At 71.0% G+C, this 24,840-nt stretch carries 23 protein-coding genes; 3 read left to right on the top strand and 20 right to left on the bottom strand.

All coding sequences use genetic code 11. The features are described from left to right. Positions 1-20: 20 nt before the first annotated feature. Positions 21-1,046 (bottom strand): hypothetical protein, encoded by a 1,026-nt coding sequence (locus tag BR85_RS06900; RefSeq protein ID WP_081782719.1) that lies wholly within the window; start codon positions 1,044-1,046, stop codon positions 21-23. 48 nt (positions 1,047-1,094) lie between these two features. Further along, positions 1,095-4,565 carry a DNA polymerase III subunit alpha gene (gene dnaE, locus BR85_RS06905; protein ID WP_051526243.1) on the bottom strand — a complete coding sequence of 1,157 codons (3,471 nt, stop codon included), beginning with the start codon at positions 4,563-4,565 and terminating at the stop codon, positions 1,095-1,097. Positions 4,566-4,717: 152 nt separating this feature from the next. On the opposite strand from dnaE, the gene BR85_RS06910 reads away from it, so the two are divergent. Further along, the gene (locus BR85_RS06910; protein WP_028495874.1) at positions 4,718-5,191 is read left to right on the top strand and encodes an NUDIX hydrolase; all 474 of its coding nucleotides are present in this window, start codon (positions 4,718-4,720) and stop codon (positions 5,189-5,191) included. Positions 5,192-5,321: 130 nt separating this feature from the next. On the opposite strand, the gene BR85_RS06915 is transcribed toward BR85_RS06910, so the two are convergent. The 10 genes from BR85_RS06915 to murC form a co-directional block, all read right to left on the bottom strand. Next, entirely contained in the window at positions 5,322-5,771 is a 450-nt protein-coding gene (locus BR85_RS06915; RefSeq protein WP_028495875.1) for a DinB family protein, read from the bottom strand. Between the two features lie 114 nt (positions 5,772-5,885). Further along, complete coding sequence (locus tag BR85_RS06920) at positions 5,886-6,812, bottom strand: RluA family pseudouridine synthase (protein WP_028495876.1); 927 nt, start codon at positions 6,810-6,812, stop codon at positions 5,886-5,888. A 1-nt stretch (position 6,813) separates the two neighbouring features. Next, on the bottom strand, positions 6,814-7,374 hold the full coding sequence (gene lspA, locus BR85_RS06925; protein ID WP_028495877.1) for a signal peptidase II: 561 nt from the start codon (positions 7,372-7,374) through the stop codon (positions 6,814-6,816). Positions 7,375-7,383: 9 nt separating this feature from the next. Beyond that, positions 7,384-8,010 carry a DivIVA domain-containing protein gene (locus BR85_RS06930; protein ID WP_028495878.1) on the bottom strand — a complete coding sequence of 209 codons (627 nt, stop codon included), beginning with the start codon at positions 8,008-8,010 and terminating at the stop codon, positions 7,384-7,386. A 108-nt stretch (positions 8,011-8,118) separates the two neighbouring features. Further along, on the bottom strand, positions 8,119-8,421 hold the full coding sequence (locus BR85_RS06935; RefSeq protein WP_028495879.1) for a YggT family protein: 303 nt from the start codon (positions 8,419-8,421) through the stop codon (positions 8,119-8,121). A 3-nt stretch (positions 8,422-8,424) separates the two neighbouring features. Next, on the bottom strand, positions 8,425-8,880 hold the full coding sequence (locus BR85_RS06940) for a cell division protein SepF (RefSeq protein WP_028495880.1): 456 nt from the start codon (positions 8,878-8,880) through the stop codon (positions 8,425-8,427). A 30-nt stretch (positions 8,881-8,910) separates the two neighbouring features. Continuing rightward, a complete protein-coding gene (locus BR85_RS06945) occupies positions 8,911-9,594 on the bottom strand; it encodes a YggS family pyridoxal phosphate-dependent enzyme (RefSeq protein ID WP_028495881.1) in 684 nt (227 codons plus the stop codon). 7 nt (positions 9,595-9,601) lie between these two features. After that, positions 9,602-10,750: a cell division protein FtsZ gene (gene ftsZ, locus BR85_RS06950; RefSeq protein ID WP_028495882.1), complete on the bottom strand. Its 1,149-nt coding sequence runs from the start codon at positions 10,748-10,750 to the stop codon at positions 9,602-9,604. A gap of 185 nt (positions 10,751-10,935) precedes the next feature. After that, complete coding sequence (locus tag BR85_RS06955) at positions 10,936-11,880, bottom strand: FtsQ-type POTRA domain-containing protein (protein ID WP_081782680.1); 945 nt, start codon at positions 11,878-11,880, stop codon at positions 10,936-10,938. A gap of 2 nt (positions 11,881-11,882) precedes the next feature. Beyond that, entirely contained in the window at positions 11,883-13,283 is a 1,401-nt protein-coding gene (gene murC / locus BR85_RS06960) for a UDP-N-acetylmuramate--L-alanine ligase (protein WP_028495883.1), read from the bottom strand. Positions 13,284-13,382: 99 nt separating this feature from the next. On the opposite strand from murC, the gene BR85_RS06965 reads away from it, so the two are divergent. Beyond that, positions 13,383-13,736: a PadR family transcriptional regulator gene (locus BR85_RS06965; RefSeq protein WP_028495884.1), complete on the top strand. Its 354-nt coding sequence runs from the start codon at positions 13,383-13,385 to the stop codon at positions 13,734-13,736. Next, complete coding sequence (locus tag BR85_RS06970; protein WP_028495885.1) at positions 13,733-15,040, top strand: hypothetical protein; 1,308 nt, start codon at positions 13,733-13,735, stop codon at positions 15,038-15,040. Before BR85_RS06965 ends, BR85_RS06970 begins: the two co-directional genes overlap by 4 nt. A gap of 9 nt (positions 15,041-15,049) precedes the next feature. On the opposite strand, the gene BR85_RS06975 is transcribed toward BR85_RS06970, so the two are convergent. The 8 genes from BR85_RS06975 to rsmH all read right to left on the bottom strand — a co-directional run bounded on the left by BR85_RS06975 (position 15,050) and on the right by rsmH (position 24,828). Beyond that, the gene (locus BR85_RS06975) at positions 15,050-16,123 is read right to left on the bottom strand and encodes a UDP-N-acetylglucosamine--N-acetylmuramyl-(pentapeptide) pyrophosphoryl-undecaprenol N-acetylglucosamine transferase (RefSeq protein ID WP_028495886.1); all 1,074 of its coding nucleotides are present in this window, start codon (positions 16,121-16,123) and stop codon (positions 15,050-15,052) included. Between the two features lie 10 nt (positions 16,124-16,133). After that, on the bottom strand, positions 16,134-17,396 hold the full coding sequence (ftsW, locus tag BR85_RS06980) for a putative lipid II flippase FtsW (RefSeq protein ID WP_051526187.1): 1,263 nt from the start codon (positions 17,394-17,396) through the stop codon (positions 16,134-16,136). Further along, positions 17,347-18,894: a UDP-N-acetylmuramoyl-L-alanine--D-glutamate ligase gene (gene murD, locus BR85_RS06985; RefSeq protein WP_028495887.1), complete on the bottom strand. Its 1,548-nt coding sequence runs from the start codon at positions 18,892-18,894 to the stop codon at positions 17,347-17,349. Before murD ends, ftsW begins: the two co-directional genes overlap by 50 nt. Then, complete coding sequence (mraY, locus tag BR85_RS06990; RefSeq protein WP_028495888.1) at positions 18,891-20,000, bottom strand: phospho-N-acetylmuramoyl-pentapeptide-transferase; 1,110 nt, start codon at positions 19,998-20,000, stop codon at positions 18,891-18,893. The genes murD and mraY overlap by 4 nt, the downstream gene beginning before the upstream one ends. Continuing rightward, on the bottom strand, positions 19,997-21,409 hold the full coding sequence (locus BR85_RS06995; RefSeq protein ID WP_028495889.1) for a UDP-N-acetylmuramoyl-tripeptide--D-alanyl-D-alanine ligase: 1,413 nt from the start codon (positions 21,407-21,409) through the stop codon (positions 19,997-19,999). The genes mraY and BR85_RS06995 overlap by 4 nt, the downstream gene beginning before the upstream one ends. A gap of 73 nt (positions 21,410-21,482) precedes the next feature. Next, on the bottom strand, positions 21,483-23,297 hold the full coding sequence (locus tag BR85_RS07000; protein WP_028495890.1) for a peptidoglycan D,D-transpeptidase FtsI family protein: 1,815 nt from the start codon (positions 23,295-23,297) through the stop codon (positions 21,483-21,485). A 5-nt stretch (positions 23,298-23,302) separates the two neighbouring features. Then, positions 23,303-23,875, bottom strand: a complete 573-nt coding sequence (locus tag BR85_RS07005; RefSeq protein ID WP_028495891.1) for a cell division protein FtsL — start codon at positions 23,873-23,875, stop codon at positions 23,303-23,305. Continuing rightward, on the bottom strand, positions 23,872-24,828 hold the full coding sequence (rsmH, locus tag BR85_RS07010; RefSeq protein WP_028495892.1) for a 16S rRNA (cytosine(1402)-N(4))-methyltransferase RsmH: 957 nt from the start codon (positions 24,826-24,828) through the stop codon (positions 23,872-23,874). The genes BR85_RS07005 and rsmH overlap by 4 nt, the downstream gene beginning before the upstream one ends. Between the last annotated feature and the right edge of the window lie 12 nt (positions 24,829-24,840).

Here is a 24,840-nt window from a genome sequence, read left to right on the forward strand (position 1 = left end):
CCGGTGCGCGACCGGGACGCTCAGCCGCGCGTCACGCCCGACGTGTCGTGCAGGTAGCCGACGCGACCGTCCTCGTGGCGGACCACGAAGGTGTCGCCGCGGTCCTCGATGACGAGCGCCCAGGCGGTGGGGCCCACCGTGAACAGCGGCATCCCGAGCTCGTCGACGACGTCGCGCTCGACCGGGGAGAGCGCCCAGAACGCCTGGTGCGCGGCGGGCTGCGCGTCGTCGGGCTGCGGCTCCTGGAAGAGCACCGCGGTGGGGTCCGCCGGCTCGTTCGCGTCCGGCCATGATGCGTCCGCGGGCTGATCGACGGGAGCGTCCTGCGCCGGCGCGACGAACGCGGGCACAGCCGCATCCTCAGATCCTCGCGGTTCGGGCCGCTCCGGGCGTGCGGGCCGGGCGGGGCGCGGGACCACGGCGCGCGTCGGACGGGCGACGCGGTGCGCGACGATCTCGGTGCGGCCGCGGAAGTCGTCGCCGAGGGTCGGGAGGATCGGGGCGAACACCGTCAGGACGACGCCCGCGAGCATGAGGAAGAACTCCACCCACACGACCCAGGTCGCGACGAAGACGCGCGAGCCGGCCAGCGAGACAAACGCGCTCCACAGGATGCTGAGCCAGACGACCGCGGAGACCGAGAACGCGACGGAGGCGAACTGATCGATTCCCAGCGAGCCGACGCGGCGGATGCCGTCCGGCGAGAGGCGGCGCAGTGCGAGGAGGAAGACGGCGACCGAGGGCACGCCGATCGTGAGGACCCAGTCGATGCCGGCGCCCCACACGGTCACCCCCGACCCGATGGGACCGTAGATCGGGAAGAAGGAGACAATGAAGGCGAGCAGCCACACGCCGCCGAGCGCGACCTCGCGGAGGGAGAAGGGCCCGACGCCGTAGGGGCCCGTGGGGTGGTCGTCAGCGGGGCTGTCGGCCGCGGGCGCGACCGTCCCGGCATCCGACGCGGTGTCGTCCGCGGAGCGCCCTCCGAAGGACGGGGTCGCCGCCGTCTCGTGGATGCTGTCGGGGGTGGGCTTCTCGTCGTTCACGATGATCCTTCCGGGGCCGTTCAACGGGCGTCTGCGATCCTACCCGCCTCACCCCAGGCACTGCGGCCCGAGAAGGCCCTTCAGCTCGCCGTACAGGTCGACGCTCACCGAGACCGGCAGGGGCACCTCGAACACCTTCGCCGTTCCGCCCTTGTGCAGCTTGAGCGCCACCTCGGTGGAGCCCCGGTGGCGTCCGAGCACCTCGGCGAGCTGCTCGATCATCGTCTCCGTGGCGCGATGCTCCGGCATGAGCAGGACGAGCGGACCGGACGCGTCGACGGCGCCGAGGTCGGGGACGAACGCCGTCTGCCCATGGAGGTTCAGCCCGTCGTCGCGGCGCGACACCCGTCCCCGGACGACGAGGATGGCATCCGATACCAGCAGCGACTGGAACTCGGCGTACGTCTTGCCCATGAACATGACGGTGACCTCGCCGTCGAAGTCCTCGATCGTGATCATGCCGTACGGGTTGCCGCTCTGCTTCGCGACCCGATGCTGCACGCTCGTGACGAGCCCGGCGACGGTGACCTGATCGCCGTCCTGCACGTCGTCGGAGGCGAGCAGATCGTGGATCGAGGTGCTGGCGTGCTTGGCGAGGGGGATCTCGAGACCCGCGAGCGGATGATCGGAGACGTACAGGCCGAGCATCTCCCGCTCGAAGGCGAGCTTGTCCTTCTTGGTCCACTCCGGGCGGTCCGGCACTTTGGCCGGCATGATCTCCTCGGCCTCGTCGTAGAGGCTGTCGAAGTCGAACCCGATGGCGCCGGTGGCGGCCTTGCGCTTCGTGTCCACGGCCGCCTCGGTGGCGTCCTCGTGGATCTCCATGAGCGCGCGGCGGGTGGACCCCAGCGAATCGAAGGCTCCCGCCTTGATGAGCGACTCGACGGTGCGCTTGTTCGCGACGTGGATCGGCACCTTCGTGAGGAAGTCGTGGAAGCTCACGAACGAATCGTCCTGGCGCGCCTGCACGATCCCGTCGACGACGTTCGCGCCGACGTTGCGGATCGCGCCGAGACCGAAGCGGATGTCCTCGCCGACGGCCGCGAAGTACCGGATGGACTCCCCCACGTCGGGCGGGAGGACGCGGATGCCCATGCGCCGGCACTCGTTGAGGTACACGGCGAGCTTGTCCTTCGCGTCGCCGACGCTCGTGAGGAGCGCGGCCATGTACTCCGCGGGGTAGTGCGCCTTCAGGTACGCGGTCCAGTACGACACGAGACCGTACGCGGCGGAGTGCGCCTTGTTGAACGCGTAGTCGGAGAAGGGCAGGAGGATCTCCCACAGCTTCTCCACCGCGCCGTCGGAGTACCCGTTGGCGCGCATGCCGGCTTGGAAGCCCTCGAACTGCTTGTCCAGCTCGGACTTCTTCTTCTTGCCCATCGCGCGGCGCAGGATGTCGGCCTGGCCGAGGCTGAACCCGGCCACCTTCTGCGCGATGGCCATCACCTGCTCCTGATAGATGATGAGGCCGTAGCTCGTGCTCAGGATCTCGCTGAGCGACTCCTCGAACTCCGGGTGGATCGGGGTGATCTCCTGCTGGCCGTTCTTGCGCATCGCGTAGTTGATGTGCGAGTTCGCCCCCATCGGTCCCGGACGGTACAGGGCGATGACGGCGGAGATGTCCTCGAAGTTGTCCGGCTTCAGCAGGCGCAGGAGCGAGCGCATGGGCCCGCCGTCGAGCTGGAAGACGCCGAGCGTGTCGCCGCGGGCCAGCAGGTCGTACGCCGCCTGGTCGTCGAGGGTCAGATCCTCCAGGACCAGCTTCTCGCCGCGGTTGGCGGCGATGTTGTCCAGCGCGTCATCGATGATCGTGAGGTTCCGCAGCCCCAGGAAGTCCATCTTGATGAGACCGAGGGACTCGCACGACGGGTAGTCGAACTGCGTGACGATCTGGCCGTCCTGCTCCCGCTTCATGATCGGGATGATGTCGATCAGCGGCTCCGAAGACATGATGACGCCGGCCGCGTGAACGCCCCACTGGCGCTTCAGGTTCTCCAGGCCCACCGCGGTGTCGAAGACGGTCTTCGCCTCCGGGTCGGTCTCGATGACGGCGCGGAACTCGCTGGCCTCCTTGTAGCGCGGGTGCTTCGGGTCGAACATGCCCTCCAGCGGCATGTCCTTGCCCATGACGGCCGGGGGCATCGCCTTCGTGAGCTTCTCGCCCATGCTGAACGGGAAGCCGAGCACGCGGCCGGCATCCTTCAGCGCCTGCTTGGCCTTGATGGTGCCGTAGGTCACGATCTGCGCGACGCGCTCGTCGCCGTACTTCTCGGTGACGTACTGGATGACTTCGCCGCGGCGCCGGTCGTCGAAGTCGACGTCGAAGTCGGGCATCGAGACGCGGTCGGGGTTGAGGAAGCGCTCGAAGATGAGGCCGTGGCGCAGCGGGTCGAGATCGGTGATCCGCATGGCGTACGCGGCCATGGAGCCGGCGCCGGAACCGCGGCCAGGGCCGACGCGGATGCCGTGATCCTTCGCCCAGTTGATGAAGTCGGCGACGACGAGGAAGTACCCCGGGAAGCCCATCTGGACGATGACGCCGGTCTCGTACTCCGCCTGCCGGCGCACCTCGTCGGGGATGCCGTTCGGGTAGCGGTACTGCAGCCCCTTCTCGACCTCCTTGACGAACCAGCTCTCCTCGGTCTCGCCGTCGGGGACGGGGTAGCGCGGCATGTAGTTGGCCGACGTGTTGAACTCGACGTCGCAGCGCTCCGCGATGAGCAGCGTGTTGTCGCATGCGATCTCGTGGTCGCGGAAGATCTGGCGCATCTCGGCCGGTGTCTTGACGTAGTAGCCGTCGCCGTCGAACTTGAACCGATTGGGGTCGTCGAGCGTCGAACCGGACTGCACGCAGAGGAGGGCGGCGTGGCTCGTCGAGTCGTGCTGGTGCGTGTAATGCAGGTCGTTGGTCGCGACGAGCGGGATCGAGAGGTCCTTCGCGATGCGGTGCAGGTCGGTCATGACCCGGCGCTCGATGGACAGCCCGTGGTCCATGATCTCGGCGAAGTAGTTCTCCTTGCCGAAGATGTCCTGGAACTCCGCCGCGGCGGCACGCGCGGCGTCGTACTGGCCGAGCCGCAGGCGGGTCTGCACCTCGCCGGAGGGGCAGCCGGTCGTCGCGATGAGTCCCTTGGAGTACTGCTGCAGCAGCTCGCGGTCCATGCGGGGCTTGAAGTAGTACCCCTCGATCGACGCCTTGCTGGAGAGCCGGAAGAGGTTGTGCATCCCCTCCGTCGACTCCGACAGGAGGGTCATGTGAGTGTAGGCGCCCGACCCCGACACGTCGTCGCTGTTCTGGTCCGGGCTCCCCCACCGCACGCGCGACTTGTCGCTGCGGTGCGTGCCGGGGGTGACGTAGGCCTCGATGCCGATGATGGGCTTGATGCCGGCATCCTTCGCCGTCTTGTAGAACTCGAACGCCGCGAAGGTGTTGCCGTGGTCGGTCACGGCGATGGCGGGCATGCCCTGCCGGGCCGCCTCCTGGACCATCGGACCGATGCGCGCGGCCCCGTCGAGCATCGAGTACTCGCTGTGCACGTGCAGGTGTACGAAGGAGTCGGATGCCACCCGTCGAGTCTACGAAGACTCCCGACATCCCCGGTCCGGGCAGGCCGTGCCGGCGGCAGGTCGCTTCACCCTCGAGTTGAAGGTCAAGCCTCTAGCCTGGACGAATGGCCACTCCCGAATTCGTCCTGGCGCTGCGCGAGAAGATCGGCACCGCCCCGCTCCCCCTGGTCGGCACGACCGCCGTCGTCTTCCGCGACGAGAAGGTGCTGGTCGGCAAGCGCGCCGACAACGGCGAGTGGCGATGCGTGTCCGGAATCGTCGACCCGGGCGAGGAGCCTGCCGACGCCGCTGCCCGCGAGTGCCTCGAGGAGGCGGGCGTCGTCGTGCGCGTCGAGCGGCTCGCGCTCGTGCACCAGGTGCCGCGCATCACGTACGCCAACGGCGACCAGGCCGACTACCTCGACCTTGTGTTCCGCTGCACGTGGGTCTCCGGCGACCCGCACCCCGCCGACGGCGAGCTCACCGAGGTCGGCTGGTACGGTCTCGGCGAGCTCGGCGAACTCGCACCCGAGCAGGTGCGTCTCGTGGCGCTGGCGATCGCGGAGGACGACCCGGCGACGTTTCGCGGCGGCCGCTGAGCGCGACGCGCCGCGCCCGTCGCCGCGCCCGTCTGCCGTGATCAGGCGATCGGCCCGGCTCAGGCACATCGCCGCGGGATCCGCCTGACTCCGGCGGATCGCCTGAACCCGCGCTGAGGGATGGCGTGGGCTAGAACTCCTCGTCGAGCGCGTACTGCTGCTGCCACGACGCCGGACGCGGGATCTCGAGCCCGTACAGGTAGCGGATGAGCTGACCGTGGTGCTGCGTCTCGTGCTCCAGGAGCGCAAGCGCGTATTGCCAGTCATCGTCGGAGTCGACGGTGTCGAGCCACTGCGCGACGTCGGCCGCGGTGGACTCCAGTGCGGCACGGAGCGCCACGGCATCCGTCGTCTGCTCGTGGGTGACGGGACTCGTGAAGCCCTGCCAGCCGCCGGCCCTCGCCGCGCGCGGGTAGCTCTCCCGTGCCCCGAGGACGCACCACACCTGCTCGCCGATCGGATTCGACGGCAGTCCCGGCAGGCGCGCCGCGAGCTGCGCGGCCGTGAGGGCGCTCAGGAGATCGAGCCAGAGCACGTTTGCGCGGGCGAAACGCCGGGCGAGTACAGAGGTCGCGGTCATCGGAAGTCCTTTCGCATGAGCACGCGCGGGTACCCGTTCAGCACGGAGCCGGCCGTATGTCGATCGTCATGCCGACAGGATGCCAGAGGCCGCCGTCGTCGCGGAGACCGGCGCTCAGTCCTGGTCGCCGCGGAGGACGTCGAGGGCGTGGGCGAGGTCGGCCGGGTAATCCGACGTGAAGGTCACCCAGTCGGTCGTCGTGGGGTGCGCGAAGGACAGCTCGTGGGCGTGCAGCCACTGGCGGGTGAGACCCAGGCGCGCCGACAGGGTGGGGTCCGCGCCGTACAGCGGGTCGCCCGCGCACGGATGGCGGTGCGCGGCCATGTGCACGCGGATCTGGTGCGTGCGGCCCGTCTCGAGGTGGATCTCCAGGAGCGAGGCTCCGGGAAACGCCTCGATCGTCTCGTAGTGCGTGACGGAGTCCTTGCCGGTGGGCGTGACCGCGAATTTCCACGAGTGCGTGGGATGCCGGCCGATCGGCGCGTCGATGGTGCCGGCGAGCGGGTCGGGGTGGCCCTGCACGACGGCGTGGTAGATCTTGTCCACCTCGCGCTCCTTGAACGCGCGCTTGAGTGCTGTGTACGCCCGCTCGCTCTTCGCGACGACCATGAGCCCGCTCGTGCCGACGTCGAGTCGGTGCACGACGCCCTGGCGCTCGGCGGCGCCGGTCGTGGCGATCCGGAATCCGGCGGCCGCGAGCGCACCGAGCACGGTGGGACCCTCCCAGCCGACGGAGGGGTGCGCGGCGACCCCGGCCGGCTTGTCGACGACGACGATGTCGTCGTCGTCGTACACGATCCCGAGGTCGGGGACGGCGATCGGCACGATCTCCGGCTCGCGCCGAGCCTGCCAGGTCACCACGAGCCAGCCGCCGGCTGCGAGCTTGTCGGCCTTGCCGAGCGAGCGCCCGTCCAGCTCGACGCCGCCGGCCTCGGCGACCTCGGCCGCGAAGGTGCGGGAGAACCCGAGGAGCTTGGCGAGGGCGGCGTCCACGCGGACGCCGTCGAGGCCGTCCGGGACGGGGAGACTGCGCGAATCCATGTCAGGCGTCCGCGGACGTGACGGCATCCTCACCGTGCGCCGCGCTGCGGCGCTCCCGGGTGCCGTCCAGGTGCAGGCCGAGCAGGACGAGGAGGGCGACCGTGATCATCATCGAGACGATGAAGATGTCGGCGACGTTGTAGATGGCGGGCATCATCCAGGGTGTGTGGATGAAGTCGACCACGTGCCCGGTCGGGAAGCCCGGCTCACGCAGCAGCCGGTCGGTGAGGTTGCCGAGGATGCCGCCGAGCAAGAGCCCCAGGACGACGGCCCACCAGCGCGACCGGACCTGCCGGACGGCCAGGACGACGATCGTGACGGCTGCCGCGGCGAGGATGATCGTGAAGACCCAGGTCACGCCCTCGCCGAGCGAGAACGCGGCGCCGGGGTTGCGGGTCAGGTAGAACTGCAGAAAGTCACCGACCACGGGGACCCGCTCCTGGTAGGGCAGGTTCTCGAGCGCGAGATGCTTGCTGAACTGATCGGCGGCCAGCACCAGCACCGCGAGGAACGCGATGATGGTGCCGGCCGCCGCAGCACGCAGGGGGGCCTTGCCTGTCAAAGGCGAGGCCTAGGAGGCGGAGATCGGCGTGGCGCCCGAACCCGTGCCCGCGACATCGAGCTCGCGGAGCTTCTCCTCGATCAGGTTGCGCAGCTGGGTGCGGTAGTCGCGCTCGAACTGGCGGAGCTCGGTGATGCGACCCTCGAGCTTGGCGCGCTCGCCCTCGAGTCGGGCGACCTCGTCGCGGGCGCGGGCCTCGGCCTCGGCGACGATCGACGCCGCCTTGCCCTCAGCCTCGGAGATGAGCTTCTCCTTCTGCGCGAGACCTTCGGCGACGTGCTCGTCGTGCAGGCGCTGGGCCAGCTCGATGATGCCGGCCGATGCGGCGGCGGGAGCGGCGGAGGCGGCCGGAGCCGGCGCGGGGGTCTCGACGGCGGCGACGGGGGCCGGCGCCTCCTCCTCGACGACGGGCGTCTCCTCGGCCTGCTCCTGCGGAGCCTCGGAGGCGGGAGCCGGCGTGGAGCCGGACTCGTACGCGGCGAGCTTGGCCTTCAGCTCCTCGTTCTCGGCGATCGTCTTGCGCCATTCGACGACGATCTCGTCGAGGAAGTCGTCGACCTCATCCGGGTCGAACCCTTCCTTGAACCGGACGTGCTGAAACTGCTTGGTGACGACGTCTTCGGGGGTCAAAGCCATGGTGTTTCCTCTTATCGGGGCCCGAACTCGGGCCGATTCAGGGGTGACCCGCGTGCCGCGAGCCGTACTCCCCCAGCATAGACCGCGCGCCACACGGTCGCGAGAACGTCACATCTGGGCGATCGTGCGGACGACGGAGAGCAGGATGAAGCACAGCAGCATCGTCAGCGGGAACCCGAGATCGATGGCGATGACGCCGAGACGCAGCGGAGGGATGAGGCGGCGGAAGAGCTTGATCGGCGGGTCGGTGACCGTGTACACGATCTCCGCCAGCACGAGCCCGAACCCGCGGGGGCGCCACTCGCGGTTGAACAGCGGGATGTACTCCATGATCAGCCGCGCGAGCAGCAGAAGGATGTAGACGAGCAGCAGGACGTTGGCGATCTGGGCGATCAGCCGGACGAGCTCCACGACTTAGTTCGAGAAGGGCGCAGCCTCGGGGTCGGCCTGCGCGACGGCCCCGTCGCCGGAGACGGCGACGTTCTCGGGCGAAAGCAGGAAGACCTTGCTGGTCACGCGCTCGATACGGCCGTAGAGGCCCAGCGACAGTCCGCTCGCGAAGTCGATGAGCCGGCGCGCGTCGGCGTCGCTCATCTGCGAGAGGTTGATGATCACGGGGATGCCGTCGCGGAAGTTCTCGGCGATGATCTGCGCATCCCGGTACTGCTTGGGGTGCACCGTGAGGATCTCGCTGACCGTGCCGGCCGTCGGCTGGCGGACGACCGTGGGGCGGTGGATCGGGGTCACAGGGGCTGCCTTCTCGACGGAGCGTTCGCGACGGTTCGGCGTCTCGGCGACGGGCTCGTCGTAGGCTTCCTCCTCGTCGGCGAGGCCCAGGTACACCATGGTCTTCTTGAGCGGGTTCGACATCGCATCCTCCGTTTGCTGTCTGTCTTGAGGTTAACCGTGGACGGGCCTCGGACCCGTGATTGCGGAGCCGATCCGCAGGTGTGTCGCACCGGCAGCGATGGCCGCCTCGAAGTCGCCGGTCATGCCGGCGGAGATCCAGTCGGCGTCGGGGACCACGGCGCGGACGACGGCGGCGGCGTCGGCCAGGCGGGCGAATGCCGGCGCGGGATCCTCACCGAGCGGCGCGACGGCCATGACGCCCCGCACGCGCAGCGAGGGGCAGGCTTCGGCGACGTGTCCGGCCAGGGCGGGCAGATCGGCCGGCTGCGTGCCCCCGCGGCCCGGGTCGCCCGTGAGGTTGACCTGCAGCAGGACGTCGAGGGGTGCCGCGTCGGGCGCGGCCGCATGCAGCGCGTCGGCGAGCTTGGCGCGGTCGACCGAATGGACGGCATCCGCGGCCGCGCGGATCGCGCGCGCCTTGTTCGTCTGCCCCTGGCCGATGAAATGCCAGCGGAGGCCGGGCAGGCCCGCCAGCGCCTCGTGCTTGGCGGTGAGCTCCTGCTGCCGGTTCTCCCCCACGTCGCGGACACCCAGGGCGTAGAGGCTCTCGATGAGGGTCGGCGGGTGGAACTTCGTCACGACGATGCGCGTCACCGTCTCCGGAGCGCGCCGCGACGCCCGCATCGCGCTGGCGATGCGGGCGTCGACGTCGGCGAGACGCTCCGCGAGGTCCACGGGCTCGTTACTTCAGGAAGTCCGGGATGTCCAGGTCGTCGTCCCCGAAGGCGGACTCGTAGCCCGTCGTCACGGGCGCCGAGACGGACACCGATTCCTTGACGTCGGCGACCTCGAGGTCGCGCGCGGCCTCTTCGGCGGGCACGGCGGGCAGGACCGGCGTGGAGGCCGGACGGCTCACGGCGATGGGCTCGACCTTGAGAGTCGGCTCGCCGCTGTCGAAGCCGGCGGCGATGACCGTGACGCGCACCTCGTCGCCGAGGGTGTCATCGATGACCGTGCCGAAGATGATGTTGGCCTCGGGGTGCGCGGCCTCCTTCACCAGCTGGGCGGCGTCGTTGATCTCGAAGATGCCGAGGTTCGAGCCACCCTGGATCGACAGCAGCACACCGTGCGCACCCTCGATGGAGGCCTCCAGGAGCGGCGATTCGACGGCCAGCTCGGCCGCCTTGATCGCCCGGTCCGCGCCCCGCGCGGAGCCGATGCCCATGAGCGCGGAGCCCGCGCCCTGCATGACCGACTTGACGTCGGCGAAGTCGAGGTTGATGAGACCCGGCGTCGTGATGAGGTCGGTGATGCCCTGGACACCGGCGAGGAGCACCTGGTCGGCCGTGGCGAACGCCTCGATCATCGAGATGCCGCGGTCGCTGATCTCCAGGAGGCGGTCGTTCGGCACCACGATGAGGGTGTCGACCTCTTCCTTGAGCTTCGACACGCCGAGCTCGGCCTGCTGCTGACGGCGGCGGCCCTCGAACGAGAACGGCTTCGTGACGACACCGATGGTCAGGGCGCCGATGGACTTGGCGATCCGGGCCACGACGGGCGCGCCGCCCGTGCCGGTGCCGCCGCCCTCACCGGCGGTGACGAAGACCATGTCCGCGCCCGCGAGCGCCTCCTCGATCTCCTCCGCGTGGTCCTCCGCCGCGCGGCGACCCACCTCGGGGTCGGCGCCGGCGCCGAGGCCGCGCGTCAGCTCGCGTCCGACGTCGAGCTTCACGTCGGCGTCGCTCATCAGCAGCGCCTGCGCGTCGGTGTTGACCGCGATGAACTCCACACCTCGCAGCCCGAGCTCGATCATCCGATTGACGGCGTTCACGCCGCCGCCACCCACACCCACGACCTTGATCACCGCGAGGTAGTTCTGGTTCTGGCTCATGCCGGCCTCCGTCTCATCCGAACCACAATGTCTAAACCTTGAACCTCAAGTAGAGGTTTAAAGAATTGCCGAGTATGCAATTCCTTGATTGAAAGTAAGCGGGCGGGATGCCGCGGCGCGCCAGGCACTGGGCGTGTCGCGACATCGGCACGCACATTCGATGCGTCGCCGTCGGAGCGGCGTGATCAGCGGACGACGACGGCGGCCGGGGAGGACACGTCGTACGTGCCGACGGCGCTCGGCGGGAGGGAGATCATCGTCTGCGCGAGCACGATCGCCTTGCGCGCGGAGTCGTCGGCGTTTCCCCACACGACGGTCGTGCCGGTGCCGCCCAGGGTGAGGGTGACGTCGTTCGCGGTCGTGGCGGAGATGCCGGTGACCTGCGCGCGGATGTCGTCGGGCAGGGCACGGAACACGGTGCCGGCGGCGGTGAAGGCCTTGGACCCCACTCCCCCGGCGATCTCGAGCGTCGGGTGGTCGGCGGGCGGCTCGGGGGTCGTCGACAGCGCGACGCCCGCGGCATCGACGAGGGTCCACCCCGCGGCGGAGGGGACCGAGCCGATCGGCGTCCGCTCGACGATCCGGATGATGAGCTCGTGCGGCGGCCGCGCCTCGATCGCGTAGGACTCGACGAGCGGGAACGCGACGAGGGCGGCCTTGACCTCGCTGGAGTCGACGAGGGGCAGCGGCGTGCCGATCTGATCCGCCAGCGCCGTCTCGACGGCGGCGGCGTCGAGGGTCGAGGCGCCGACGACGCTGACCTTCTGCACCGCGAACAGCGGGCTGTAGGCGGCGCCGAGGGTGCCGAGGATGAGCGCCGCGAGCGCGACGCCGACGGTGAGCCACACCATGCGGCGGCGGCGCTGGCGCACGGTGAAGCGCCGCACCTCCGCGCGGAGTGTGCGGCGGCGGGCACGGGCGGCGGCCCAGACGTCGCGGACGCCGATCCGGTCATCGCCGCCGGTGCCGGCATCCGCCGTCAGGGGCACGACGGGGGCGATCTCGTCGGGGCGACGCGTGGCCGCCTCCTCGAACCAGAGCGGTTCGATCGGCGCGGTCTCGTCGAGGTCGACCCGTCCGCGCGGCTCGGCCGCCGGCGGCGGTGGCGGGAGCGGGCTCGGCCGGCGCACGACTACCCCCGTGCCCCGGAGAGGGCCTGCAGGACCTGCGGGATGATGAGGTTGACGTTGCCGCAGCCCAGCGTGATGACGTAGTCGCCGTCGCGTGCGACGGAGGCGGTGTAGTCCGCCGCCTGCTGCCAGTCCGCGACGAAATGCACCTTGTCGGGGTCGTGGAACGCGCCGCTCACGAGCTCGCCCGTGACCCCGGGGACCGGGTCCTCGCGCGCGCCGTAGACGTCCAGGACGACGGTGTGGTCGGCGAGCGATTCGAGGACGTCGGCGAACTCGCGGTACATCTCCTGCGTGCGCGAGTAGGTGTGCGGCTGGTGCAGCGCGATGATGCGGCCGCCGCCCACGACGGTGCGGGCTGCGGCCAGCGCGGCGGCGACCTCGGTGGGGTGGTGGGCGTAGTCGTCGTAGACGCTGACGCCCCGCTCGGTGCCGTGCAGCTCGAACCGGCGCACGGTTCCGCCGAAGGTCTCGACGGCGCGGAGGGCGGGCTCGAGGGCGTAGCCGAGCGTCAGGAGCACGGCGACGGCGCCCGCGGCGTTGATCGCGTTGTGCGCGCCGGGAACCGTGAGGTGCCCGGTGACGCTCTCGCCGCCGTGGCTCAGCGTGAAGGTGACGGGTCCGTCTGTGCGGATGTCGGTGAGGCGGACGTCCGCCCCCTCGGCCTCGCCGAAGGTCAGGACGTTCGGGTGGGTGAGGCCTGCGGCGACCTGCCGGGCGCCGGCGTCGTCCGCGGAGATGACGACGGCCTCCCGCGCCTCGTTCGCGAACCGGACGAACCCGTCGTAGAACGCCTCGCGCGTGCCCCAGTGGTCGAGGTGGTCGGGGTCGACGTTCGTGATGAGTGCGACCGAGGTGTCGTAGAGGAGGAACGTGCCGTCGGACTCGTCGGCCTCGATGACGAACAGCTCATCGCCGCCGGTGCCGCTGGAGACCCCGAGATCGGCGATGACGCCGCCGCTGACGAAGGTGGGCGCCGTGCCGAGGCTGCGGAGCGCCGTCACGATCATGCCGGTGGAGGTGGTCTTGCCGTGCGCGCCGGCGACGCTCACGAGTCGGCGTCCGCCGATGAGCCAGTACAGCGCCTGCGAGCGGTGGATGACGTGCAGGCCACGCTCCTTCGCGAGGAGGAACTCGGGGTTCTCCGGCCAGATGGCGCCGGTGTGCACGACGGTATCGGCGTCCGCCGGCAGGTTCGCCGCGTCGTGGCCGACGTGGACGGTCGCGCCGCGCGCCGCGAGGGCGCGCAGCGTGGGGCTGTCGGCGCGGTCCGAGCCGGACACGCGGATGCCGCGGTCGAGGAACATCCCGGCGAGACCGGACATGCCGGAACCGCCGATGCCGATGAAGTGGGCGGCGGTGATGTCCTCGGGGATGGGAAGGCTCAGGTCGGGTCGAATCATGACCCGACAAGTCTAGGTCGGCCCCGCCGAGCCGGAGCCTGCGGCGCGCTGACCGCAGCGCCCTTGCGATATTCCCGGTACGGGCATATGTTCGGGGTCATGAGCACTCTGGCTGATACGGGCTTCTGGATCCTCACATCCCTGGCCGGAGGCCGCCGGCACGGCTATGCGATCCTCCGCGAGGTGGCGGACGGATCCGGAGCCGGCCCGAAGGTCACGACGCTGTATGCGACGCTCGACCGGCTCGTGCAGCAGGGGCTCATCGCCGCCGACGGCGAGGAGATCGTCGACGGACGCGCGCGAAGGTACTTCCTGCTGACGGATGCCGGGCGGCGGCGCCTGGAGGAGGAGACGCAGGCGCTGGAAGCCCGCGCACGTGCGGCGCGGGCAGCCCTCGCCCACCCCGCCGTCGCACCCGCCGGGCGCGTGACGCCGGCGATGGGTGCCGCATGAGCGGTGAGAGCGAGTTCGCCCGCCTGCTGCGCTGGTACCCGGCCTCCTGGCGCCGCGACCATGGCGACGTCGTCCTCGGGACGATGCTCGACGTGGCTGACGCCGATGGACGCGACGCGCCGACCCGCGCGGAACGGCGCGCGGCGTTCGTCGACGGTCTCGGACACCGGCTCGACCGGCGCATCGCGATCGGTGCGGCGGTTGCCGCCGTCGGTGTCGCGATGCTCGTATGGACGGTGCAGCTGGCTCTGGCCGCCGGATGGCCGCAGGCGGTCGCGGTCCTGTCCGGCGCGGTCCCCCTGTTCGCCGTCGTCTCGCTCGTCGCGACGGCGCGCGTGCGCGGGATGCGGCCCGGTGCCGCGCTGCTGGGCGGTCTGATCGGCGTCGCCGCAGCCACCGCTCTCGCCCTCACCATGCTCTCGTGGAGCATCGGCTTCGACGAGGCGGACGCCGGGGCGGTGCGCTCGCCCCTCGGGGCGGCGTTCCTCGTGCTGCTCTGCGTGGCCTGGACGCTCGGCGCCGCGGCGACGACGATCCTGCTCGGCGAGCTGCTGCGGAAGCGCCTCCGCGATGTCGGCGCGTACGCCGCCGCCCTCGCCATCGGCGTCGTCTGCTGGCCGGTCCTCGCCTACAGCCTGCTCAGCGTCGCGAGTGCCGTCCTGCTCGCCCTCGGGATGCTCACCGCCGCCGCCGTCGCGACGCGCCCGCGTGCCGTCCTCGACGCGCCCGCCGCGCCCGCCGCATCCGCGCCCGCCGCACCATTCTCGGTATCCCGCCGCCGACGTCGCCTCATCGCCGTCCTCGCGGGTCTGTCCCTGGCGGCCGGGGCCGCCGCGGGCGTCTTCGCGTTCGCGGGCCCGCTGTGGACGACCCTGGACGCCACCGAGGCCATGCGGGTCGGGATCGGCGCGGGCGCTGTCGGCGCGATCCCCCTGGCGCTGTGCCTGGGCTTCCGGCGTGCGCGCGGCGTGCACCGCTGGGGCCCGCCGCTCCTTGCCGCGCTGGGCCTCGTGGTGCTCGCGGTGGGGAACGTGTTCGGCTCCGGCGACGGCTCGACGCTCCCGCTGCTCGTGGCCGCGGCACCCGTCGCCGGTGGCGCCGCATGGCTCGTCGCAACGCTCCCCCGCCTGCTGGCCGCGCGCGTCGTGCTCGCGATCGTCGTCGCGGTCGCGACCCTCGTCCTCAGCCCGATGCTGCAGATTCTGCCGTTCGTCTCCCCCGTCGTCGCGGCCGGTCTGCTCCTGAGCAGCATCCTGACCACGCCGCGTCGGCGGGCTGCGGACGGCGTCGCCGCGGAGACCTGAGAGCGCGGGTCAGCGCGCGAGCGCCTCGTCGACCAGGGCGACGACGTTCTCGGTGCCCGTGCGCGTCCCGACCGAGGCTGCGGCCGCCCGCATCCGCTCCAGCGCGGCGGCGTCGCCGAGGAGAGGCACGAGCTCATCGCGCACGTACGCCGGCGTGAAATCGGCATCCGTGACGAGCCGCGCGGCGCCCGCCGCGACCGAGGATGCGGCGTTGAGCGCCTGCTCGCCGTTGCCGACGGCATACGGGACGTAGACGGCGGGGATGCCGAGGGCGCTGATCTCGCTGACGGTCGCCGAGCCGGCGCGGGAGACGATGACGTCGGCGAGGGCGAAGGCGAGGTCCATGCGGTCGATGTAGGGCACGACGCGGTACGCCGGGTCGCCGGAGTCCGTGGCCTCGTTGCGCTCCCCCGCGGCGTGCAGCACCTGCCAGCCGGCGGCGGTCACGTCCCGCCACGAGGCGGCGAGGGTCTCGTTGAGGCGGCGGGCGCCGAGCGACCCGCCGAAGACGAGCAGCACGGGCTTGTCGGCATCCAGTCCGAAGAGTGCCGCCGCCTCGCCGCGGAGCGCGGCACGGTCGAGGTCGACGATCTCGCGCCGCAGCGGCATCCCGACCGTGCGGGCCCCCCGCAGCGGCGTGCCGCCGAAGGCGACTCCGACCCCGGCGGCGGAGCGGGCGCCGAGGATGTTCGCGAGTCCCGGCCGTGCGTTGGCCTCGTGCACGACGAACGGGATGCGCTCCCGGCGCGCCGCGACGTAGCCGGGCGCCGACGCATAGCCGCCGAAGCCGACGAGGATATCGACGCCGCGGTCGCGGATGTGCGCACGGACCTGCGCGATGGCGCGCTGGAAGGCCACCGGGAATCTGAGCGCGGCGCCGTCGGGGCGGCGCGGGAAGGGGACCTTGTCGACGACCAGCAGCTCGTAGCCGCGCTCGGGCACGAGCCGGGCCTCCAGGCCCTCCTTCGTGCCGAGCACCAGCACCGTCGCCTCCGGGTCGCGGGCGCACAGCGCGTCGGCGACGGCGAGGAGGGGATTGACATGGCCGGCGGTCCCGCCGCCGGCGAGCAGATACGTCGTCACCCGGTCGAGGTTACCGGGCGCGCGTCGTCCGCACGGGCCGGGCGGGCACCGGCATCCGGTCGACGGGCGGGGGCAGCGTGCGCGCGAACGACAGCAGGACGCCGCACGCGAGCAGGACCGACAGCAGCGACGTGCCGCCCTGCGACATGAACGGCAAGGGCACGCCGAGCACGGGCGAGAGCCGCAGCACGACGGCGATGTTGATGAGGGCCTGCCCGACGACCCACACCGTGATGCCGCCCGCGGCGATGCGGACGAACGGGTCGTGGGTCTTGCGGATGACGTGGAAGGCGCCGACCGCGAACAGCGTGTACAGGGCGAGCACGACGATGCAGCCGATGAGGCCGAGCTCCTCGCCGACGATGGCGAAGATGTAGTCGTTCGCGGCGGCCGGCAGCCACTCGTACTTCTCGCGGGAGTTGCCGAGGCCGAGCCCGAAGACACCGCCGTTGGCGAGCCCCCACACGCCGTGCAGCGGCTGGTAGCAGGACGTGTCGTAGCAGGCGAGGCTGTCGACGTCGAGGAAGCTCATGATGCGCTTCATGCGGTTCGGGCTCGTGACGGCGAACGCCGCCGCGGCGATGAGGACGCCCACGAGCGGCAGCAGGAAGATCCGCAGCTTCACGCCGGAGAAGAACAGGCAGCCGAGGAGGATCAGCATGAGGATCATGGCGGTGCCGAGGTCGTGACCGGCCATGACGGTGCCGATGACGATGATCCCGACGGGCACGACGGGGATGAACACGTGCCGCCAGAGGCCGAGCAGGGTCTGCTTGCGGTACAGGACGTAGCCGAGCCACAGCGCCAGCGTGAGCTTGAGGAACTCCGACGGCTGCGCCTGGAACCCGCCGATCGCGATCCAGTTGGTGTTGCCGTCGTTGGTGATGCCGAGCCCCGGCACGAACACGAGCAGCTGGAACAGGAGCGCGCCGATGAGCGCGGGCCACGCGATGCGCTTCCAGAACTGCAGCGGGAAACGGCTCACGACGAACATCAGCGGGATGCCGATGACGGCGAACACCGCCTGCTTCAGGACGACTTCGAACGGGCTCTGCCCACCGGCCGTCGAGGTCGCCATCGTCGCCGAGAGCACCATCACGAGGCCGAAGCCGGTCAGCAGCAGGGCGGTCGAGGCGATCAGCAGGAACTCGCTCGGGACCGGCGCGAACGCCCGGCCCAGGGAGACCCGCGCCGAGAAACCGCTCGGGCCGCTCGGGCCGCCGTCAGCCGGCGGGGTGCTCGGTCGGGTTCGCCCCGTCGTGGTCGTCGCCACCGGCTCCCCTTCCGATCCGTTCCTGCACCGCGTCCGCGAACCGCTTCCCGCGGTCCGCGTAGGACGCGAACTGGTCGAAGGATGCCGCGGCGGGAGCGAGGAGGACCACGTCTCCGTCACGCGCGATGCCCGCCGCCAGTTCGACGACCTCTGTCATGACGTCTTCAGTCTCGGCGGCGTCGACCTCGAACACCGGGACCGCGGGCGCGTGTCGCTCGAACGCCGCCGTGATCGCGGCACGTTCGACGCCGATGACGATGGCGGCTTTGACGGCGGTGCCGGGTCCCGCGACGAGCTCGGCGATGTCGACGCCCTTGAGGAGGCCGCCGACGACCCACACCGCGCCGGGGAACGCCGCGAGCGACGACGCGGCGGCGTGCGGGTTCGTGGCTTTCGAGTCGTCGATCCAGGTGACGCCGGCGGCGACCGCGACGAGCTCGATGCGGTGCGGGTCGAGGCGGAAGGTCGTCAGCGCGTCGCGGATGGCGGCGGGGGCGACATCGAGCGACCGGGCCAGCGCGCTCGCGGCGAGGATGTTCGCGACGACGTGCGGAGCGCCGAGGCCGCGGGCGGCGAGGTCATCCACCGTCGTGAGTTCCAGGGCGCTCGTGCGCCGGTCGTCGAGGAAGGCGCGGTCGACGAGGATGCCGTCGACGAGGCCCACATCGCTGGGACCGGGAACGCCGAGGTCGAAGCCGATGGCGCGGCATCCCTCCACGACGTCGGCGTCCTCGACCATCTCGCGGGTCGCGGCATCCGCCTTGTTGTAGACGCACGCGACGCGGGTGTTCTGGTAGACGAACGCCTTCGCGTCGCGGTATCCGCGCGCCGAGCCGTGCCACTCGAGGTGGTCGTCGGCGAGGTTCAGGCAGACGCTCGCGTGCGGCGAGAGGGGCTCGGGGCCGGTCTGCAGGCTCAGGTACCAGAGCTGGTGGCTGGAGAGCTCCACGACGAGGACGTCGAAGCCACCGGGGTCGCGCACGGCGTCGAGCACCGGCACGCCGATGTTGCCGCACGGGGCGGCGCGCAGGCCCCCCGCGACGAGCATCGCAGCGGTGAGCTGCGTCGTCGTGGTCTTGCCGTTCGTGCCGGTGATCGTGAGCCAGTCGGCGGGGCGGCCGTCCGGGCGCACGACCTTGTCGCGCACGCGCCAGGCGAGCTCGACGTCGCCCCAGAGGGCGATGCCCTCCGCGCGCGCCCAGGCGATGACGGGATGGTGCGGCGGGAAGCCGGGCGAGGCGATGACGACCTCCGGCGCATGGCCGGCGACGGCGTCCGGGACGGTGTCGAGGGTGCCGGTCCACAGCCGCGCGCCGATGACCGGGAGGAGGCGGGCGTACTCTTCGTCGGCCGTCTCGGTGGCCACGAGCACGTCGGCGCCGAGCTCGGCGAGCGTGTCGGCGACGGAGAACCCGGTCACCGAGAGCCCGAGGACGACGACGCGCAGACCCGACCAGTCCGCGTGCCAGCTGGTGAGGGTGTCGAGCCGGGCGCTCATAGGGCCGCGAGCCAGGCGACGTAGAAGAGGCCGACGCCGCTGACGGCGAGCATGCCCGCGATGATCCACATCCGGACGACGATCGTGATCTCCGGCCAGCCGCGCATCTCGAGGTGGTGGTGGAAGGGGCTCATGAGGAAGAGCCGCTTGCCCCCGGTGGCCTTGAAGTAGTACCGCTGCAGGATGACCGAGCCGGGGCCGATGATGAAGATGCCCGCGACGATGACCGAGAGCACCTCGGTGCGCGACAGGACGGACATCGCGACGATGACGCCGCCGATCGCCATCGAGCCGACATCGCCCATGAAGATCTTCGCCTTCGGGGCGTTCCACCACAGGAACCCGACCAGCGCGCCGACGAACGACGCCGCGACGATCGTGAGGTCCATGGGATCGCGGGTGTCGTAGCAGGCCGACTGGTAGGCGGCGACGAGCGAATCGCTCGTGCAGCGCTGCTGGAACTGCCAGAAGGTGATGAGGCTGTATGCGGAGACCGTGAAGATCCCCGCCCCGGTCGCGAGACCGTCGAGGCCGTCGGTGAGGTTCGTGGCGTTCGACCACGCGACCGACAGGAACGACACCCACGCGAGGTACAGCAGCCAGCCGATGACGGCGCCGAGCGCCATGAAGGAGAGCATCGGGATGTCGCGGAAGAACGAGATGTACGGCGATGCGGGGGTCTCCCCCACGTCGTTGGGGAAGTTCAGCGCGACGATGGCGAACGGGAGCGCGACGATGACCTGGCCGACGATCTTCCGCCAGCCTGACAGCCCGAGGCTGCGCTGCTGGCGCACCTTCATGAAGTCGTCGATGAATCCCACGGCGCCCAGGCCCACCATCATCCAGATGACGAGGAGGCCGGAGATCGTCGGCGGGGCCCCGCCGGTGAGCGTGCCGACCGTGTAGCCGACGATGGAGCCCGCGATGAAGATGAGGCCGCCCATCGTGGGCGTCCCGCGCTTGGCGTGGTGGCTCGGGTTGGTGGCGTCGTCCGGGGTGCGGATCACCTGCCCCCAGCCGATCCTCTCGAAGAGCCGGATGAACAGCGGCGTCAGGAAGAGGGTGAAGGCGAGGGAGATCGTCGCGGCTGCCAGCAGGGATCTCACGAGAACGATTCTCCCAGACGATCGCCGAGATGCCGGAGACCCGCCGAGTTCGAGGACTTCACCAGCACGCGGTCGCCGTCGCGCAGTTCGCCCATCAGGTAGTCGTACGCCTCGTCCGCGGTCTCGAAGAAGACCGCCTCGCCGTCCCACGAGCCTTCGCCGATGGCGGAGATGAACAGGCGCCGGGCGTCCGTGCCGACCACGACGATGCGCTCGATCCGCAGCCGCACCGCGAGGAGGCCGACGCGGTCGTGCTCCTCCCCGGCGTACTCGCCGAGCTCGCTCATCGCGCCGAGGACGGCGACCTTGCGCTGGCCGGGCTCCGTGATCTGCGCGAGGGTGCGCAGGGCCGCCGCCATCGAGTCGGGGCTGGCGTTGTACGCGTCGTTGATGATGCGGATGCGGTCCGAGCCGAGGGGCTGCATGCGCCAGCGCTCGGCGATCTCCACGGTCTCGAGCCGCGCGATGGCATCGGCGAGCGGGACGCCGAGGGCGTCGGCGGCGGTGATCGCCGCGAGGGCGTTCATGATGTGATGCTGCCCGAGCACGCGCAGGCGCAGCGGCATCCGCTCGTCGCCGCGCACGATCGTGCAGGTCGTGCCGGATGCCGAGACCTCCACGTCCTCCGCCCGGATCTCCGCGGCGGCACCGCGGCCGAACCAGCGCACCGACACGTCGCGGGCGGCCGCGACGGCGCCCATCGTGACGACGCGCGGGTCGTCGGCGTTGAGGACGGCGACACCGCCGGGGCGGACGGCCTCGACGAGCTCGGTCTTGGCTTTGAGCGTAGCCTCGACACCGCCGAAGCCGCCGGCGTGCGCGAGCCCGACCATGAGGACGACGCCGACGTCGGGGGTGACGAGCCCCGCGAGCCGAGCGATCTGGCCGGGGCCGGCCGCCCCGAACTCGCTCACGAGGTAGCGGGTGTCCTCCGTGACGCGGAGCATCGTCAGCGGCGCGCCTACCTCGTTGTTGTACGACGCCCGCGGGGCGACGGTCTCGCCCTCGTCCTGCAGGATGCGCGCGAGGAGGTTCTTCGTCGTGGTCTTGCCGTTGGACCCCGTGATGCCGACGATCCGCAGCCGGCCGCCGGCGCGCACGCGGGCGACGACCTCCCGCGCGAGCGCGGCGATCGCGGCGACGACGTCGGGGACGACGATCTGCGTGATGTCCGCGTCGACGGGATGCTCGACGAGGGCGAGGGACGCGCCGGCGTCGGCGGCGGCCGGGACGAACAGATGCCCGTCGGTGACCTCGCCGGGTTTGGCGACGAAGACGTCGCCCATCCCGATGTTGCGGGAGTCGGTGTCGACGGTCCCGGAGACCACCGTGTCGGGCGTGTCCGTGCCGGCGAGCCGGAGCTCCCCCGCGACGGCGCGCGCCATCTCTGTCAAGGTCATGCGGATCATGCTGTCAACACCTCGTGCACGGCGCGCCCGGAGGCCGCTGTGCTTGTCGCGTCTGTCTCTACCCCGTGAAGGGTCATCCCGTGATGGGAAGAAGGGGGGTCTTCGAATCCGACGGCATGATGCGGTAGTGCGTCAGCACCTGCGTCATGGCCTTCTTGAAGACGGAGCGGTTGGCCGACGACATGCGCACCTTCTCAGGTTCGTCGAAGACGCCGATGACAACGTACTCCGGATCGTCCGCGGGGGCGTAACCGATGAGGGACGTGAAGTACAGGTTGTCCTTGTATCCGCCCTGGCCGTCGGAGACCTGCGCCGTGCCGGTCTTGCCGGCCATCCGGTAGCCCGGGATCTCGATGTCCTCTGCCAGGGTGCCCTGCGCGAACACGTTCTCCAGCATGAGGCTCACCTGGTCGGCCGTGGACTCCTCGATGATCCGCTCGGGCTCGGGGAGGTCGGGCTCGATCACCGTGCCGTCGGTGCGCGTGCAGCTCTCCACCAGCGAGAGGGGCTCGCGCACGCCGCCGTTCGCGAAGGTCTGGTAGACGCTCGCGACCTGGGGCACCGTGACGGTGAAGGCCTGCCCGAACGTCGTCGTGTAGTACGTCTGGTTGTCCCAGTCCGCGGCATCCGCCGAGAATCCGACGTCCGGCTCGCCGGACCAGTTGAGACCCGAGGGGCTGCCGACGCCGAACCTCTCGAGGTACTCCTGACGCGTCTGCGGGTCGACCGTCGTGCCGAACTGCGACATCGCGACGTTCGAGGAGTTCACGAGGCCGCCGGTGAGGGTCATGTTCTGCGTCGCGTGGTGCTCGGAGTCGTTGATGACGGCGCCGTTGGGGAACTCCATCCGGTCGGGGGTGAGCACCGTCGACCACGGAGTCAGGCCCGCCTGCTCGATCGCCGTCGCGGCCGTCACGGGCTTGAAGGTCGAGCCGGGCTCGTACGAGTAGCGCAGCAGCCGGGTCGCGCGATCCTCCGGGTCGGAGGCAGCGGGGTCGTTGGGGTCGACGGTCGCGGTCTCGGCGGCGGCGCGGATCTTCCCGGTCGCGACCTCGACGACCATGATCCCGCCCCAGCCGGCCTGGAGCCGTTCGGTCTCCTCCGCGATCAGCTGCTGCATGTACCACTGCAGGTCGCGGTCGATCGTCAGCTGCAGGGTGCCGCCGTCCTCGGCGGGGGTCACCGATTCCGTGCCGGGGATGATGACGCCGTCGGCGCCGCGCTGGTAGCTGCGCGAACCGTCGGTGGCGGCCAGGCAGGAGTCCTGCAGCGCCTCGACGCCCTCGAGCGGCGTGCCGTCGGAGCCGACGAAGCCGAGGAGGTTGCCGGCGACGGCGCCGTCCGGGTAGGTGCGCGAGGGATGCTGGTCGAAGCTGAGGTACGGGATGCCGAGGTCGGCGAGGGCGCGGTACTCCTCCGTGGAGACGTACCGCTTGATGTACTCGAACCGGTCGCCGGGCTGCTCCGCCAGCGCGTTCACGACGATCGCCTCGACGTCGGCGGCGGACTGCCCCGTCACCTGCGCGATCTGGGCGGCGAGTTCCGGCCAGGTGACCTTGACGGGCTTCTCGTCGTCGCCGTACACGATGTCGCCGTCGGCATCCTTCTCGTCGATGCCCTCGATGGCCAGCAGCGGGTCGATGCCGACGTCGTAGAGGATGGTGCTCGTGGCGAGGACGCTGCCGTTGGTGTCGACGATGGCGCCGCGCGCGCCGTGCAGCGTCACGGAGGCCCCCGTCGCGTACTCGCGGGAGTCGGCGATGTGGTCGTTGGCGTTGACGACCTGGATGTCGACGAGGCGGATGACGAAGGCCGCGAGGATGCCCAGGACGACGGCGAGGGCGACGACGGTGCGGCGGCGCGGGCTGCGGGTGGCTCGTGTCGTCATGTCATTCAGTGTGTGGCGGGCGTCGGCAGACCGTCGGCGATCGCGGGGGGTGTCGGGGTATTGAGGAGCAGAGTCTGATCGACCGTCGCGCCGGACTCGAGGCTCGCGTCGGGGTCGGTCACGAGCGGGACGCCGCTGATGAGCGCGTTGGTGACGGCGGCGCGCGTGAGCGCGTTCACGGACGACGACGAGGATGCCGCGCCGCCGGTGCCGACGATGGCGCCGTCACTGAGCCGGAGGTAGTTGGGCGTCTGACCCACGACCATCCCGAGCGCCGACGCGTTGGCCGCGAGGTACTGCGGCGAGCTCAGACCGGCGACGTCGTCCTGCAGCATCTGCGTCTCCCACGCCAGGGCGCGCTGCTGCGACGTCAGCGAGGACATCTCGTAGGTGCCCTGCGTCGTGAGGATCGACAGCCCCATCTGCGCCGCGGCGATCGCGAGGGCGCCGCCGACGGCGACGATGCCGTACAGCAGGCGCGGGCGGCGGGCGGGCAGCGGCGCGTCGAGGGCGCGCAGCGTCCGGCCGGGGGTGTGCTGCGGAGCCGGGGCTGCGACCCGGAGGGCTTCGGCGCTCATGCCGCCTCCCGCACACGTTCGGCGGCACGGAGCCGGACGGGGGTGGCGCGCGGGTTCCGTGCCTTCTCCTCGTCCGAGGCGAGCTCGGCGCCCTTGACGAGCAGACGGAAGCGCGGCGCGTGCTCGGGGAGCTCGACCGGGAGCCGCGCCGGCGCGGTCGAGGCGGTGGCCTCGGCCAGGGCGCGCTTGACGATCCGGTCCTCGAGGGACTGGTACGACATGACGACGATCCGCCCGCCGACGGGCAGGAGGTCCAGGGCCGCGGGCAGGGCGTTCTCGAGGGCCGCGAGCTCCGCGTTGACCTCGATGCGCAGCGCCTGGAAGACGCGCTTGGCGGGGTGCCCGCGCTCGCGCTGCACGGCGGCGGGTGTCGCGGAGATGAGGATGTCGACGAGCTGGCCGGACCGCTCGATGGGCGCCGTCCGGCGCGCCTCGAGGATGGCGCGGGCGTAGCGGCCGGCGAGCTTCTCCTCGCCATACCGCTCGAAGATGCGGCGCAGGTCGCCCTCGCCGTAGGTCGCGAGGATGTCGGCGGCGGTCGTGCCCGCGCTCTGGTCCATGCGCATGTCGAGCGGGGCGTCCTGCGCGTACGCGAACCCGCGCTCGGACTCGTCCAGCTGCAGCGAGGAGACGCCGAGGTCGAAGAGGATGCCGTCGACGTGCGTGCGGCCGGTGGAGGCGACCGCATCCGCGATGCCGTCGTAGACGGTGTGCACGAGCGTGACCCGGTCACCGAAGCGCGCGAGCCGCTGCCCCGCGATGCGGAGGGCGTCGGTGTCGCGGTCGAGCCCGATCAGGTGGACGCCGGGGAAGCGCTCGAGGAGCGCCTCGGAGTGGCCGCCCATGCCTTCGGTGGCATCGACGAGGACGGCGCCCTCGTGGGCCAGGGCGGGGGCGAGCAGCTCGACGCAGCGGTCGAGGAGGACGGGGGTGTGGATGTCGCGGAGGTTCATGATGCGAGGGGT

The sequence above is a fragment of the Microbacterium sp. UNCCL10 genome (assembly GCF_000746195.1).
Lineage (GTDB): Bacteria > Actinomycetota > Actinomycetes > Actinomycetales > Microbacteriaceae > Microbacterium > Microbacterium saccharophilum.

Bases quoted from the DNA above. Each gene is read 5' to 3' on its own strand.
- dnaE (WP_051526243.1), bottom strand. From the start codon at position 4,565: ATGCTCGACGGGGCCGCGCGCATCGGTCCGATGGTCCAGGAGGCGGCC.
- BR85_RS06910 (WP_028495874.1), top strand. From the start codon at position 4,718: ATGGCCACTCCCGAATTCGTCCTGGCGCTGCGCGAGAAGATCGGCACC.
- BR85_RS06915 (WP_028495875.1), bottom strand. From the start codon at position 5,771: ATGACCGCGACCTCTGTACTCGCCCGGCGTTTCGCCCGCGCAAACGTG.
- BR85_RS06920 (WP_028495876.1), bottom strand. From the start codon at position 6,812: ATGGATTCGCGCAGTCTCCCCGTCCCGGACGGCCTCGACGGCGTCCGC.
- BR85_RS06930 (WP_028495878.1), bottom strand. From the start codon at position 8,010: ATGGCTTTGACCCCCGAAGACGTCGTCACCAAGCAGTTTCAGCACGTC.
- BR85_RS06940 (WP_028495880.1), bottom strand. From the start codon at position 8,880: ATGTCGAACCCGCTCAAGAAGACCATGGTGTACCTGGGCCTCGCCGAC.
- ftsZ (WP_028495882.1), bottom strand. From the start codon at position 10,750: ATGAGCCAGAACCAGAACTACCTCGCGGTGATCAAGGTCGTGGGTGTG.
- murC (WP_028495883.1), bottom strand. From the start codon at position 13,283: ATGATTCGACCCGACCTGAGCCTTCCCATCCCCGAGGACATCACCGCC.
- BR85_RS06965 (WP_028495884.1), top strand. From the start codon at position 13,383: ATGAGCACTCTGGCTGATACGGGCTTCTGGATCCTCACATCCCTGGCC.
- BR85_RS06970 (WP_028495885.1), top strand. From the start codon at position 13,733: ATGAGCGGTGAGAGCGAGTTCGCCCGCCTGCTGCGCTGGTACCCGGCC.
- murD (WP_028495887.1), bottom strand. From the start codon at position 18,894: ATGAGCGCCCGGCTCGACACCCTCACCAGCTGGCACGCGGACTGGTCG.
- BR85_RS06995 (WP_028495889.1), bottom strand. From the start codon at position 21,409: ATGATCCGCATGACCTTGACAGAGATGGCGCGCGCCGTCGCGGGGGAG.
- BR85_RS07000 (WP_028495890.1), bottom strand. From the start codon at position 23,297: ATGACGACACGAGCCACCCGCAGCCCGCGCCGCCGCACCGTCGTCGCC.
- BR85_RS07005 (WP_028495891.1), bottom strand. From the start codon at position 23,875: ATGAGCGCCGAAGCCCTCCGGGTCGCAGCCCCGGCTCCGCAGCACACC.
- rsmH (WP_028495892.1), bottom strand. From the start codon at position 24,828: ATGAACCTCCGCGACATCCACACCCCCGTCCTCCTCGACCGCTGCGTC.